Annotated in this window: 12 protein-coding genes; 9 read left to right on the top strand and 3 right to left on the bottom strand. The window is 68.7% G+C overall.

All coding sequences use genetic code 11. The features are described 5' to 3' along the window. Nucleotides 1–120 precede the first annotated feature (120 nt). Nucleotides 121–1,194: a glycerophosphodiester phosphodiesterase family protein gene (locus tag CHB84_RS17105; protein WP_089302644.1), complete on the top strand. Its 1,074-nt coding sequence runs from the start codon at nt 121–123 to the stop codon at nt 1,192–1,194. Nucleotides 1,195–1,458: 264 nt separating this feature from the next. Beyond that, nucleotides 1,459–2,262, top strand: a complete 804-nt coding sequence (locus CHB84_RS17100) for a class I SAM-dependent DNA methyltransferase (RefSeq protein ID WP_089302643.1) — start codon at nt 1,459–1,461, stop codon at nt 2,260–2,262. A 75-nt stretch (nt 2,263–2,337) separates the two neighbouring features. On the opposite strand, the gene CHB84_RS17095 is transcribed toward CHB84_RS17100, so the two are convergent. Beyond that, nucleotides 2,338–3,207, bottom strand: a complete 870-nt coding sequence (locus CHB84_RS17095; RefSeq protein WP_089302642.1) for a hypothetical protein — start codon at nt 3,205–3,207, stop codon at nt 2,338–2,340. Further along, entirely contained in the window at nt 3,204–4,799 is a 1,596-nt protein-coding gene (locus CHB84_RS17090; protein ID WP_176440013.1) for a glycosyltransferase, read from the bottom strand. Before CHB84_RS17090 ends, CHB84_RS17095 begins: the two co-directional genes overlap by 4 nt. Nucleotides 4,800–4,989: 190 nt before the next feature. On the opposite strand from CHB84_RS17090, the gene CHB84_RS17085 reads away from it, so the two are divergent. Continuing rightward, nucleotides 4,990–6,288, top strand: coding sequence for a glycosyltransferase family 4 protein (locus CHB84_RS17085; protein ID WP_176440012.1), 1,299 nt, complete (start codon nt 4,990–4,992; stop codon nt 6,286–6,288). On the opposite strand, the gene CHB84_RS17080 is transcribed toward CHB84_RS17085, so the two are convergent. Beyond that, nucleotides 6,281–7,258, bottom strand: a complete 978-nt coding sequence (locus tag CHB84_RS17080) for an FkbM family methyltransferase (RefSeq protein WP_217898607.1) — start codon at nt 7,256–7,258, stop codon at nt 6,281–6,283. The genes CHB84_RS17085 and CHB84_RS17080 overlap by 8 nt on opposite strands. Before the next feature lie 425 nt (nt 7,259–7,683). Between CHB84_RS17080 and CHB84_RS23940 the strand changes: the two genes are divergently transcribed. From CHB84_RS23940 to CHB84_RS17050, 6 genes are read left to right on the top strand one after another with little or no spacing between them, the layout of a single operon-like run. After that, nucleotides 7,684–9,474, top strand: a complete 1,791-nt coding sequence (locus CHB84_RS23940) for a CDP-alcohol phosphatidyltransferase family protein (RefSeq protein WP_217898606.1) — start codon at nt 7,684–7,686, stop codon at nt 9,472–9,474. Beyond that, a complete protein-coding gene (locus tag CHB84_RS23935; protein ID WP_089302639.1) occupies nt 9,471–10,088 on the top strand; it encodes a DUF5941 domain-containing protein in 618 nt (205 codons plus the stop codon). The genes CHB84_RS23940 and CHB84_RS23935 overlap by 4 nt, the downstream gene beginning before the upstream one ends. Continuing rightward, entirely contained in the window at nt 10,085–10,825 is a 741-nt protein-coding gene (locus CHB84_RS17065; RefSeq protein WP_089302638.1) for a phosphocholine cytidylyltransferase family protein, read from the top strand. Before CHB84_RS23935 ends, CHB84_RS17065 begins: the two co-directional genes overlap by 4 nt. Then, nucleotides 10,804–11,859, top strand: coding sequence for an iron-containing alcohol dehydrogenase family protein (locus CHB84_RS17060; RefSeq protein ID WP_089302637.1), 1,056 nt, complete (start codon nt 10,804–10,806; stop codon nt 11,857–11,859). The genes CHB84_RS17065 and CHB84_RS17060 overlap by 22 nt, the downstream gene beginning before the upstream one ends. Next, on the top strand, nt 11,840–12,607 hold the full coding sequence (locus CHB84_RS17055) for a CDP-alcohol phosphatidyltransferase family protein (protein ID WP_217898605.1): 768 nt from the start codon (nt 11,840–11,842) through the stop codon (nt 12,605–12,607). The genes CHB84_RS17060 and CHB84_RS17055 overlap by 20 nt, the downstream gene beginning before the upstream one ends. After that, nucleotides 12,607–13,467, top strand: coding sequence for a glycosyltransferase family 2 protein (locus CHB84_RS17050; RefSeq protein WP_089302635.1), 861 nt, complete (start codon nt 12,607–12,609; stop codon nt 13,465–13,467). Before CHB84_RS17055 ends, CHB84_RS17050 begins: the two co-directional genes overlap by 1 nt. Nucleotides 13,468–13,497: the final 30 nt, after the last annotated feature.

Here is a 13,497-nt window from a genome sequence, read left to right as displayed (position 1 = left end):
CTCCCCGGCGGTAGGATCGGCACCACGAAGGGCGGGCTGACCGAGCGGCCCGCGCGATGCTCGCCCGGACAAGCCGGTACGAACCGGTACGGCGAGAACGGAGAGAGCGAGTCAGGTTCCATGCCGGACGCGTCACCTGCCGCGTGCGGGCGCGCGCCCCAGCGGATCATCGGTCACAGAGGTGCGGCCGGATACCGGCCCGAGCAGACCATCGCCTCCTTCGAGCTTGCCGCGCGTATGGGGGTCGACTACCTCGAATGCGACCTGGTCAGCACCGCTGACGGCGTACTGGTCGCCGGCCACGGCACCACCCTCAGCCAGACGACAGACGTGACCGAGCGCCCCGAGTTCGCCCAGCGGCGAACCACCAGGACGATCAACGGGACGCGGATCGACGACTGGTTCGTCGAGGACTTCACCATCGACGAGATCAAGACGCTGCGCGCACGCGAGCCCGTACCGGCGATCCGCCGGTGCAGCACGCTCTACGACGATCGCTACGAGATCGCGACGCTGCGGGAGATCATCGACGTCACCACGGCACTGTCCGCGACGCTCGGCCGACACATCGGCCTCTACCTCGAGACCAAGCACCCGAGCTACTTCCGGCGGATCGGCAAACCGCTCGAGCCCGCCCTTGTCGAGACCCTGGATGAGTACGGGCTCGACGTCCCCGGCTCCGGCGTATACATCCAGTCGTTCGAGGTCACCAACCTCCGCGAGCTCCGCGAGCAGCTGCACCTGCCGCTCGTCCAGCTCACCTGGGTCGCGTCGGGACCATACGACCGGGTGTCGGCAGGCGACCCGCGCACCTACGCGGACATGATGAGCCCGGAGGGGCTCGCGGAGATCGCGACGTATGCCGAGGCGATCGGCCCGAGGAAGGACAGCATCATCCCCCGCACCGACGACGGCGCGCTGGGACAGCCGACCTCGCTCGTCGCGGACGCGCACGACGCGGGCCTCGCCGTGCACCCGTACACGTTCCGCGCGGAGAACGCCTACCTGCCCCGCGAGTTCCGGTCCTCGCTGCGGCGCACCGACCTGGGAGATTTAGAAAGCGAGATCGAGGCGTTCCTCGCGGTCGGTGTCGACCGCCTGTTCGTCGACCACCCGGACATCGCCGCGGAGGCGCTCGGCAAGCGGCACGCATCCACGCCGGGAGGATCGACGCTGAACGGCACGTTCACATGATCTTCACTGCCGCACGCGTCTAATACGGGACGTCACCGTGCCCGCCTTCCGTTGTAGGGTAGTTCCCTACCCGGGTATCGCCGCGACGGTGGCGAACCGCGCGCCGGACACGACCGCGCATCCGGTGGAGCATCGTCCGGTGCCCGCACGACACGCGTTCCGGGCAGGAGGAACGGTCGGATCTCGAGCTCGAGGACCAGCCGAGGGCCCCACCAAGGGGCCCGGTACAGCACTCCGTGGCGACAGCACGAAGAGGACGAATCGATGACCGCAGCCGACTTCGACGCACGCCGCTACTGGGACAAGCGCCTCAAACGGCGCTGGAGCCTGCACGGCGTCGGGATGGTGAAGCTGTCCCATCGCTACAACAGGTGGATGTACCGGGTACGCCGCTTCGTGTTCCGCCGGACGGTGCGCACGTTGCCCGTCGATGTGCGCTCCTCGGCTGTTGTCGACATCGGGTCCGGCACCGGCTTCTACATCGCCCTGTGGCAACGTCTCGGCGCCCGGAGTGTCAACGGAGTCGACATCGCCGACAGTGCGGTCGAGCGGTTGCGCACGAAGTTCCCCGATGTACGTTTCGAGCGCGTCGATGTCTCCGACGAACTCCCGTTCCGCGAAGGCGAGTTCGACATCGTCTCCGCCTTCGACGTGCTGTTCCACATCGTCGACGACGAACGCTACGAACAGGCGCTCGTCAACATCCACAAGCTACTCGGCCCGGACGGGTGGTTCGTCTTCTCCGAGCATTTCGTCTCCCGCAAGAAGCTGGGCGCCAAGCACTATGTGAGCCGCTCACGCGAGGAGATCGGCGACCTCGTCCAGCGGGCCGGTTTCGACGTCGTCAGCAGGCGTCCCGGCTTCGTTCTCATGGCCCCGCCGTACGGCTCGAACCATCGGTGGCGGTGGCTACTCTGGAACCGCGTCCAGCTTCCCGTCATGAAGCGGGAACGCTTGGGAGGTGTTCTCGGCGCGGTCATGTTCCCGATCGAGCTGCTGCTCACGCGCGTGCGGCGGCGAACTCCCAGCATGGAGATCGTCGTCTGCCGCAAACGAAGCGACCAGTGAGCGCCACGGGCCCACCCGCGGGCCCGTGCGTGTTCCTTCAGCCGACTGCCTGCCACAGGCCGGCAGTCGGCTCACTCATCCGGCCGTGCGCACCGACCGGTACGGCGCGCCGGCCATCTCCGCGACGGACACCGCATCGGCGCCGACCGCCAGGACCGTGTGCCGTCGCTCGGTTTCCAGCAGCGACGCCAGCCATTCGGCCTGTGCGCTGCGTAGGCTCGGGAACTCCGTGGCCACCGGGCGGTGCCGCTGGGCGCGACCGACTGTCCCGTCGGTATCGATCCACACGGACATCCAGCAGCGCCCCGACGTGTCCAGGTAACGGTGCGTCACGGCGCGGCCGGTGGCCGGGTGCAGGTCGACGGTGCGAACCAGCCTGCCGCGCTCGTCGATCTCGTCGCGTCGCGACGGCATGCTGCCGTGCTGGTAATGCTCGACGGCTGTCGTGCGGCCGCGTTCGGTGACCGCCATGGTCGGCCTACCCGCCTGGTAGTAACCCGTGTCCCACGACCGCTCGAGCGACCCGGGATGCGGCTCGGGCGCGTCGGCGGTGCCGGACGTGTACCGGGGCGTGGCTCCCCCGCCGTCGGGAGCGGCGTCACGCCAGAACAGCCGGACCGCGACACCGGCGGGGGCACCGGCCAGTGCCCCCGCCGCGGCCGGGTCGTTCGAGTAGTCCATGACGACAAGCTCAGCCGGTGCCCGCAAGCCTGCGGCGAAACGCACACACCGGACGGCTGTGCGCAGTGGTGCGGTCTCGGCCCCGGCCACCAGTACGTACACCCTGTGCCGCCGCACGCGCAGCGCCAGCACCAAGCCGCACAGGCGGACAAGTCCCACCGTCGAGCGGGCCCGACCGGCAGCGCGACGCGCGACAGGCCGGAGCCTGCGCACGGCGGGGCGCGCGTAGGGACGCGCCCGTTCCAGCAGGCTGCGTGCGCTCATGAGGTTCCGGCCGCACGACGGGTCGAACGGTCCGCGCCGTGGCCGCGCCGGGCGGACTCGACCGGGGTCGATGCCAGTGTGTGGAACAGCTCGAGCCATTCCCGTTGCCAGCGTTCGACGGAGAACCGCTCGGTGACCTCGGTCGCGCGCTCGCCGAGGGACCGCGCGAAGTCATCGTCGCCGAGCACGCGGACCATGGCCGCGGCGAGCGCGTCGATGTCGCCCGGCGGCACGAGCAGCCCGTCCACCTCGTCCCGGACCACCTCCGCGGGGCCGTAGTTGATGTCGTAGGCCACCACCGGGGTTCCGACGCTCATCGCCTCGGTGAGCACCAGCCCCCAGCCCTCGTACCAGGAGCTCAGCACCGCAGCCGACGCGCAGGCGAAGGCCTCCAGCGGGCGGTCGGTGAACCCGCGGAAGCGGACACGGTCGGCGAGGTCGAGCTTGTCGACCAGGGCCTTGAGCTTGGCCTCGTTGCTGCCGCTGCCGTAGATGTCGAACCGGGCGTCCGGTACCTTCGACGCAACGATCGCGAAGGCGTGAATCGCATGGCTCAGCCGCTTCTGCGGCTCCATGCGGGCAACCGTGACCAGCACACCGGGCTGCCGGGTCGCCCGCGTCTCCGGTGCGGGTGATGCCGCATGGTTGATCACGGTGGCGTTCCCGCCGCCGCACCGCGCGGTCAGGTCGCGGCGCTGCCGCTCGGTCAACACGACGACGGTGTCGAACGCACCGAAGTTGTCCACAAGCGGCCGCCATGTCGGGTTCGTCGGGTCCGTGGAACGATACGGCTGCGTGGTGTGGCAGTTGTGCAGGGCGGCCACCGTGCGGGCGCGCGGGTGGCGCAATGCCAGCAGCAGCCGGTCGAACGGGCGCCTGTCGGAGAAGACGACCGGCGCCGGGGAGTCGGCGAGCACCGCGTCGACCCACTCGGCGACGCACTCGTAGTAGCTGTCGTAGGCGGCAGGCTCCGGCCGGTGCCGCACCGACCGGGTCGTCTTACCGTCCTCGGAGATCCAGCTCGTCAGCCAGCACGCCCCCGAGCGGTCGAACCACCGGCGCAACGCCCGCGCACCGGTCTCCGGGTTGACGTCGTCCGCCCGCACCAGGCGACCGTCCGGGTCGAAGTACTCCCTGGTCACCACCCGACGGGCGATGTCGTGATGGTCGATGCGCACCACGCGCCGGTGTCCGTCGAAGTGCTTGGACTTGGCAAGCACCCCGTTGTCGTAGAAACGCACGATCCGGCCGGAACCCGACGGCTCGGCGAACGAGGTCAACCCCGGCTCCTCCGCGGCGGCCGCGAGCGGGTCGGGCTCGGTCCCACCCCCGCCGGGGGCTGCCTCCCGCCAGAAGTAGCGGATCTCCACCGAGTCGGGCAGGCCCCAACTCCGCCGGATCGCGGCCTCCTCGGCATCCTCGTGCGGCGAATGATCCGAGAGCAACAACCGCACAGGAATACCCGCCTCCGCGAACAGCCGCATGCGGGTGAGGATCATGCGGGTGACGCCTCCCCGCTTCGTGCCGAGCGTGCTGAACACGAAGACGGCTTCGCCGGCTTCCGAACGGGGCGCGGTACCGGTCTCGTTCACGTCACATCCCATAACACTCGAACGGCGGCTGGCGTCGGGTGCCGCTGACACGCACTCCGCCCGATGTTCGTACTATACGACCTGTCAACAGGGCGTGAATACTGTCGCAGCGGCAAGCAGACGCCGGACCGGTACCGCGTCACGCCGGTACCGGTCCGGCCGGCAACACTTCTACCGAGGTGATCCTCTCGTGAGTTCCACGGCGCGATGGTGGCCGAGGCTCGTCAAACCGCCCCTGCGGCTGACCCGGCGGCTCGCCGTCCGGTTGGTCCGGTACTGGGTCGCGCGGCCGGGCGCGGCGCGCGCGTCGCGCCCGGAGGGCGCCCCCGTCAAGATCACCTTTCTGCTCAGCCACGTCTACGGCATGGGCGGGACGATCCGCACAGTCCTCAATGTCGCAGGTCACCTGGATTCCGAGTACGACATCGAGATCACCACCGTGGTTCGCCGCCGGGAACGTCCGTTCTTTCCCATACCGCCCGGCGTGACCGTGCGGGTCCTGCACGACAAGCGCGACATACCCGGCCGATCACTCATCCGGAACGTCCTCACACGACTTCCGAGCCTGCTCGTTCACGAGGAGGACTGGGTACACGGTCTGTGCTCGCTCTGGACCGACCTGCAGATGGCCCGGATGCTCCGGGCACTTCCCCCGCAGATCCTGGTGACGACCCGGCCCGGGCTCAACTTGCTCGCAGCGCAGCTCGCTCCCCCGTGGGTCACGACGGTGGCGCAGGAACACGTCAGCTACCAGCGTCACCGGCCGGGGATCCGCAGGGCGGTCGCGCGGGACTACTCCCGGCTCGACGCTCTCGCGGTACTCACCCGCGAGGACGTCCGCCACTACACCGCGGTACTCGGCGACTCGGGCACGCATGTCGTACGGATCACCAACGCGCTTCCCTCCGCCGCGCCCTCCGCGGTGCCCCTCGAACCGGTCAGCAGGGAGAAGGTCGTGGCCGCCGCGGGCCGGCTGGTGCCGGAGAAGAGGTTCGACCTGCTGATCGCAGCATTCGAGCTGGTGACGGCGAAGCACCCGGACTGGCGGCTGCGCATCTACGGCTCGGGTGCGCAGCGGGAACGCTTGCAGCAGCAGATCACGCGCACGCAACTGGACAACCACGTGCACCTGATGGGCCGCAGCAACCGACTGGTCGAGGAGCTCACGAAGGCCTCGGTCTTCGCGTTGCCCTCCTACGTCGAAGGCTTCGGCCTCGTGGTCATCGAGGCGATGAGTGCCGGGCTTCCCGTCGCGAGCTTCGACGCGGGTGGTCCGGCCGAGATCATCACGCATGGCCACGACGGCCTCCTCGTCCCCGACTCGGGTGAGGAACGCACTCGGGCGTTCGCAGGCGCGCTGCTCGACACGATCGAGCACGCGGAGGACCGGGCGCGGATGGCCGCGGCCGCGGTCGAGACGGCGAACGGGTTCGACATCGACGCCGTCGGCCGTCGCTGGGACGAGCTCTTCCGGACGCTGACTAGGTGAGCGCTTCCGTCCGTGCCAGTACGCAGTCGAACTCCAGCACCCTGCCCGTACCGGCCTCGCGTGTCACAGGGAACATACCGGTGATCTCGAAGCCCGCTTTCTCGAACGTATCGATCGCCTCCGTCAGTCGCGGCATGCCCTCGTAGATCTGCAGCACGGCGACCTCGGACTGCATGCCCACCACCTCGTGCATCCGCTCGCCCATGCCGGCGAACACCTCGAGGTCGTACCCTTGTGTATCCATCTTCAGGTACAGGCGCGGCTCGGTGAGCTCGTCCGGGATGATCTCGTCGAGCATCTGGTCGAGCCGCCGGACCGGCACCTCGACAGATGTGATGTCACGGAACCGCTTGTAGCGCCCCGTGCCGTACTCGCTCGGCGGCAGGATGGAACTCATCGTCCCGGAAACGACGTTCATCTCGAGGGTGTCCTCGGCCCGGCCCAGCGCACACCCATAAACCGTCCATTTCGGATCTTTTTCCGCTTTGCTTTCGAGATGCGCGAAAATCTCGGGTACGGGCTCGAAAGACACGATGTGTCCGTTGTATCCCGCTTGGCGAAGCTGCCGAGCGTACTGTCCCTTATGGGCGCCGACGTCGATGACACAGTTCACGCCGTAGGCCTGAAGCTGGTCGGCGACATGCGCCGTGGTCATCCGCTGGAACAGTGCCTTGTGGATGTCGAAGACATGCCGGCGCGCCGCCCGGGGACTCTCGACCATCGCGGCGCCGTGCCCGAGCGGATGAACCTTCACCGCATTCGGGGCGTGGACCTCACCGACCCCGTCTACCAGGGAAGCCGCGAGTCCCGAACGCGCACTCGCGGCATCGTTCGGTAGCTGGTGCTTCGTAGCCGTCTCGCCGCGCGATACGAGCACCGTGCCGGGTGCGACGCGCCGGACGCGGAACCCCGCCCGTTCCAGCAGGCCGCGCACGCGCCTGCGCACGGCCGGCGAGATCAGTTTCGTCAACGAAGACCTCCAGTCAACGCTCTCGTATGGACGGACGCCGGCAGCGTAGCGCCGTGCGCACGGCTGTACCGCGCAGCGGGCACGACCGGCAGGACTTCCCGAGCCCTCGCGCGCGAGACGGGCTCGATCGGGAACGTACCGGCCCGGACGGCTCGCACCATCGACGTCGAATATAGTGGCCGGCTCATGTGATCGACGTGAGGCGGTGAAAGCCATCCGGCTTGTACTTCTGGCGCGCGTTGCCCCATAGGTACGCAACGCCGCGCTCGTCACCGTCGCCGTGCCGGCTCCGTGCGGTGCACGTTCGGGGGAACGGAACGGGGCAGCGCCACTCACACGACGTTGACAACAAGACGCGTATAACGAGGGGGTATCGTGCACACTACCGGTGAACCAACAGCTCACGATGCAGAGGTGAATGTCTGGTGACTGCGGCCGCAGTCCTCTTTGCCACGGTGGGTAGCCCGGACGGTCCCCCAGCCGCCGCCCTGAAGTGTGGCGCATCGACCTTGATCGGACGCCTGCTCGACCAGCTGGCCTCCCTGGGCGTCGAGAATGCCTGGGTGGTCACGCGACCGGAGTGGCACGGCGATATCGAGGCTGCGACCGCGCAGGCGGGGCTGAGTGTCGAGCTCCGAAGCAGCGCGAGCACCGCCGAGGACATGCGTGCCGTCGACGAGATCGCATCAGCCACGCGCCGGCCGCTGGTGATCGGTTCCGGAGACATCCTCACGCAACGGGAAGTCCTCGCGGGCCTGCTCGCCGACCCGCGCGTGGTGTCCGGCATCCTGACCAGGAACAAGCGCGTGCGCGACTCCTGGACCTCCCGCACCCGTGCCGAGCGGGGAAGGCTGGTCAGCGCGGGCAGCCCGTACCACAGGGTCCGCAAGCCGACCGGGTACTTCCTCGGCCTGATCAAGATCGACCAGCGTGACCGCGCATCGCTGGTCTCGGCGTCACGGAAGCTGGCCGAGCTGACCGAGGCAGGGCTTCCACCCCGCTGGGAAGAGGAGTTCGAGCACCTCCGCCAGACGTGGCGGCTGGGTCTGGTGCGGTCGGCGGCCGGCACCGGGGCAGACCAGCAGCCCGGCGAGCGCTCCGAGGGGCACGAGCAGGACGCGCAGCAGGGGGCGGCGCTGCTCAACGAAGACGAGGACGAGGATCCCGTCGACCTCGACAGCGTCGAGGACGTCGTGCTCGATCCCGAGTCCGAGCGGCTTCTGGCGCGGCGCACCGACATGGCCAGGAGGGATCCCGTCCCCTTGCTCCTGGTCGGCCTCGTCCGCTCGCAGGTGCACCTGACGAACAGCTACCTGCGCGAGCTGTACTGGTCACGGCCGCTGTCGGCGGAAGGCGTCGAGCGCTCCATGGAGCGGATGGAAGGCTACGACGAGGACCGCGTCCTGCTCGACTCGGCCGTCAAGGGCAGCGACGGGTTCTTCACCACGTTCTTCGTCAGCCCGTACTCGAAGTACATCGCGCGCTGGGCCGCGCGCCGCGGATGGACCCCCAACGGGGTTACCGTGCTGTCGTTGGCGCTCGGGATCGTCGCCGCGGCCCTGTTCGCCACGGGCACACGCGAAGGCCTCATCGCAGGCGCTGTCATGCTCCAGGCCTCCTTCACCTTCGACTGCGTCGACGGCCAGCTCGCCAGGTACACCCGCACCTTCTCCAAGCTCGGTTCGTGGCTCGACTCGGTCTTCGACAGGGCGAAGGAGTACGTGGCCTACGCCGGCCTCGCCATCGGGGCCGCCATCGGATTCGGTATCGACGTGTGGCCGCTCGCGGCCGCGGCGTTCGCGCTGCAGACGGTCCGGCACGCTGTGGACTTCTCGTTCGCCTCGGCCAGGCACCACGTTCTCTCGACGCTGCCTGCACTGCCGCTGGACCAACCGGAGGACCGCTTACTCACCGAACGGCAACCCGAAGGGGCATCCCCGCAAGCCGAGGAGACCGCTCTGCCTGCTGCGCGAGCCACGTTGCTGAACAGGCTCGGCCGGGGCGGTGCGGCGCTGTCGCGGGCCTTGGAGCGGCGCTCGGTGACCCGGTGGCCGAAGAAGATCATCGTGCTGCCCATCGGCGAGCGCATGGCACTGATCTCGGTGACCGCGGCGGTGTGGAACCCGCAGGTCACGTTCATCGCGCTGCTCGTATGGGGGTCGCTGGCGCTGCTGTATCAACTCACCGGGCGGACCATGAGGACGGTGGCGGCATGACGGTTCTGGTTGCCTACCGCGACGACGGTCCGCTCGCCCCGGTGATCGGGCGGACGCTCGGCAGAAGGCTGGCGTCCGTACCCGCGTCACTGCTGACGCTGGCAGGCGCGGTCCTGCTGGCTGCCGCGTTCGCCGGTACGGGTGGTCAGGTCACGCCGTGGCTTGGCGTGGCCACCGTCGGCCACGTGCTGCTCGCCGGGGTGGCCGCGGGTCACGCTCTCGCAGGCCAGTTCGACTGGCTCGTACCGCCGCTGCTGCGTGCCGCCGAGTACGGCACGCTGCTCACGCTCGTCGTCATGGCCGACCCGGCGGCCGTGCCCGCGTGTTTCGCGCTGTTCGGCGTCCTGGCCTTCCACCACTACGACACCGTCTACCGGTTGCGCCATCAGGGGCTGGCGCCGCCCCAGTGGATTCGCTACGCGGGCGGCGGATGGGAGCTGCGGCTCCTCGTGGCGTATGCGCTGCTGCTCGCAGGCGGCCTCGCGGTCGGCATGGTGGTGGCGGCGATCGCGCTCGGCGGGATCTACATCACCGAATCCGTGGCGAGCTGGCGCCGCTTCAGCCAGGCGCAGCGCCCCGCGCAGTACGAAGAGGAAGAAGACGAAGCAGAATGATCGGACTTGTGTTGGCCGCGGGGGCGGGACGGCGGCTGCAGCCGCTGACCAACGAGCTGCCGAAGGCCCTGTTGCCCGTGTCCGGAGAGCGGACGATCCTCGACATCGCGCTCGGCAACCTCCGCGAGGTCGGCATCGACGAGGTCGTACTCGTCACCGGGTTCGCCGCGCAGCGGATCGAGGAGCGGGTCGACGACTTCGAGCGTCGCTACGGCGTGAACCTGCACACCGTGTACAACGACAAGGCCGAAGAGTGGAACAACGCGTACTCGTTGTGGGTGGCGCGGCAGTGGTTCGGTGAAGGTGCCTTGCTCATCAACGGCGACACGGTCCATCCGCTCACTGTCGAGGAGCGCCTGCTCGAGGCACGCGGCGCGGACATCCTCCTCGCCGTCGACGACGGCAAGCCGCTCGCCGAGGAGGAGATGAAGGTCGTCCTGGACTCCGACGGCGCGCTCGCGCACATCAACAAGGCCGTCGACCCCGCGGTCGCCGCCGGGGAGTACATCGGCGTCACGCTGATCGAGTCCCGTGCCGCCGGAGCGCTCACCTCAGCGCTGGAGACGACGTGGTCGACGGACCCGTCGTTGTACTACGAGGACGGGTACCAGGAGTTCGTGAACCAGGGTGGGAGCATCGCGGTCACCTCGATCGGGGCGGCCGACTGGGTCGAGGTGGACGACCACACCGATCTCGTCCGTGCGCGGGAGGTCGCATGCCATTACTTGCCAGGATGATCGAGTCCCCGCTCACCGTCGATATCCGGCGGGGAGCCATCGACCGGCTCGGCGAGCTGCTCGCCGACGGGAGGATCTCGTCGGGAGGGCGCGTAGCCATCGCCGTCGGTCCGGGCCTGGGGGACGAGGTCGCGAGCACGCTCGAGCCGCAGCTGCGCCAGGCCACCATCGTCCGCGTGGAGGGTGGGTCGATCGACAGCGCGCGCGAGCTCGCGCATTCACTGCGCGAGTCGTTCTACGACGCCATCATCGGGATCGGCGGTGGTCAGACGCTCGACGTCACGAAGTACGCCGCCAGCCTCGTCGGCATCCCGATGGTGTCCGTGGCGACCAGCCTCACCCATGACGGGCTCGCCTCACCGGTCGCGTCCCTCCAGCACAACGGGCGCAAGGGATCCCATGGCGTGCACATCCCGCTCGCCGTCGTCGTCGATCTCGACTACGTCCACCGCAGCCCCGCTCGGTGGTTACGCGCGGGTATCGGGGAGGCGGTGAGCAACCTGTCGGCGTTGAGCGACTGGTGGCTCGCCCACAAGCAGCTCGGCGCGACGGTCGACGGTCTGGCTACCGCGTTCGCGCGTTCCGGTGCCGAGGCCGTGCTCTACCACCAGGAGTCGATCGAGTCCGATGCCTTCCTCAACACACTGGCTCAAGCGCTCGTGCTGAGCGGGCTGGCGATGTCGGTGGCCGGGACGAGCCAGCCGTGCAGCGGTGCGTGTCACGAGATATCGCACGCGATCGACGCGCTCTACCCCGGGAGCGCCAAGCACGGCGAGCAGGTCGCCGTGGGCGCGCTCTTCGCGACATACCTGCGCGGGGACGAGGTGCTCGGCACCATGGACGCGTGCATGCGCAGGCACGGAGTCGCACGGCTGCCCGCCGACATCGGCCTCACCAGAGAACAGTTCTGTGCCGCCGTCGAGGCGGCACCGTCGACCCGACCCGACCGGTACACCATCCTCGAGTCCCGCGAGCTGGACGAGGACCAGATCAGGAAGAATGTGGATGCATTCATTGAAACCTTCGATCGCTGACCTGCGCCGGACCTGCCATCCGGACTCGGTGCTCGGGCGGGCGAGCGGTGAGCACTGGGCAGGGCGCCTGTACATGCGGAACCTGTCGCTGTACCTGACGCGCGCGCTGCTGCCCACGCCGATCACCCCCAACGGCGTCACCTGGCTGATGATCGGTAGTGGTTTGCTCGCGGCAGGGTTCCTGGGTCTTCCGTATCTCTGGGCCGCCGTCCTCGCGTTCGTGCTGATCCAGCTGCAGCTGCTGTTCGACTGCAGCGACGGGGAGATAGCCCGGTGGCGCGGCACGAGCAGTCCGGCAGGTGTCTATCTCGACCGCATCGGCCATTTCTCCACCGACGCCGCCCTCGTCGCGGCACTCGGCGTGCGGGCGGACGGTGGGTACTCCTCCATCGGAGGATGGACGACGCTGGGCCTGGCCACGGCCCTGCTCGTGCTGATGATCAAGTCCGAGACGGAGCTGGTGCATGTCGCGCGCGCACACGCCGGGCGCGCATTGCTGGCCGATGACGAGACGGTCATGCGCAAACGCGGCTTGCGCAACCTTCGCCAGCTCGTCAACTACGTGCCCTTCCACCGCTTGCTCCTCGCGATCGAGCTCAGCTTGCTCGCCGTGGCCGCTGCCGTCGCCGACGCTGTGCTCGGCTCCCTGACCGGTACCCGAATCCTGCTGGTCGTTCTGGTCCCGATCGCCGTCATCGTGGTGATCGGCCACCTTGTCAGCGTCCTGACCTCGAGGAGGTTGCGCTGATGAACGCTATCAGCTGCATCGTTCTCACCCAGAACAAGCGACCGGACAACCTGCGGCGCGGCGTGGAGTCGCTGCTGCAGCAGCAAGGGGTGACCACCGACATCATCGTCGTCGGTAACGGTGTCACCCCGGAGGGTCTTGACCAGGAGATCCGCGTCATGACGTTGCCGGAGAACGTCGGGATCCCCGGTGGCCGCAACGCCGGGATCAGCAAGGGATCCGGCGACCTCGTGTTCTTCCTCGACGACGACGCGTTCCTGGACGGCAAGGACTTCCTCGAACGCGCCGCGGGGATGTTCAAGGACGACCCGACGCTGGGCCTTGTGCAGCCCCGGGTGCGTGATCCCGATGGCATGCCGACGCCGCGGCGCTTCGTTCCCCGGCTGCGAATCGGTGACCCGGATCGGGGCGGCGACGTCGTGAACGTGTGGGAAGGGGCGTGTGTCATCCGGCGGGACGCACTCGAGTCCGCGGGCGCCTGGCCCGAGGAGTTCTTCTACATGCACGAGGGGATCGATCTGAGCTGGCGCGTGATGGACGCGGGCTACGCGGTGCGCTACTGCACCGAGATCTGTGCCTACCACTCCGCGGTGCCCCCCGAACGGCACGCGCAGGGGCGTTACATGAGCGCGCGGAACCGCGTCTGGCTCGCCAAGCGCAACCTCCCGGCCGCCCTCGGGGCCATCTACATCCTGGCGTGGTTCCTGATCGACACCACGCGGCTGCGCAACCTGGCGGTCTTCCGCGAGCACCTACGCGGCTACTACGACGGGGTGCGCCTGCCGTGCGCGAGACGGTCGCCGATCAGCTGGAACACGATCATGCGCATGGCCCGGCTGGGCCGCCCCCCGATCATCTGACGGGTGGCAGGGCCAACGGGCGAGTAACTC

It is taken from the genome of Haloechinothrix alba (genome assembly GCF_900188115.1).
In the GTDB taxonomy this organism is placed as follows: domain Bacteria; phylum Actinomycetota; class Actinomycetes; order Mycobacteriales; family Pseudonocardiaceae; genus Haloechinothrix; species Haloechinothrix alba.
Note: the sequence above shows the minus strand (reverse complement) of the source record. Positions and strands in the feature narration are given on the sequence as shown.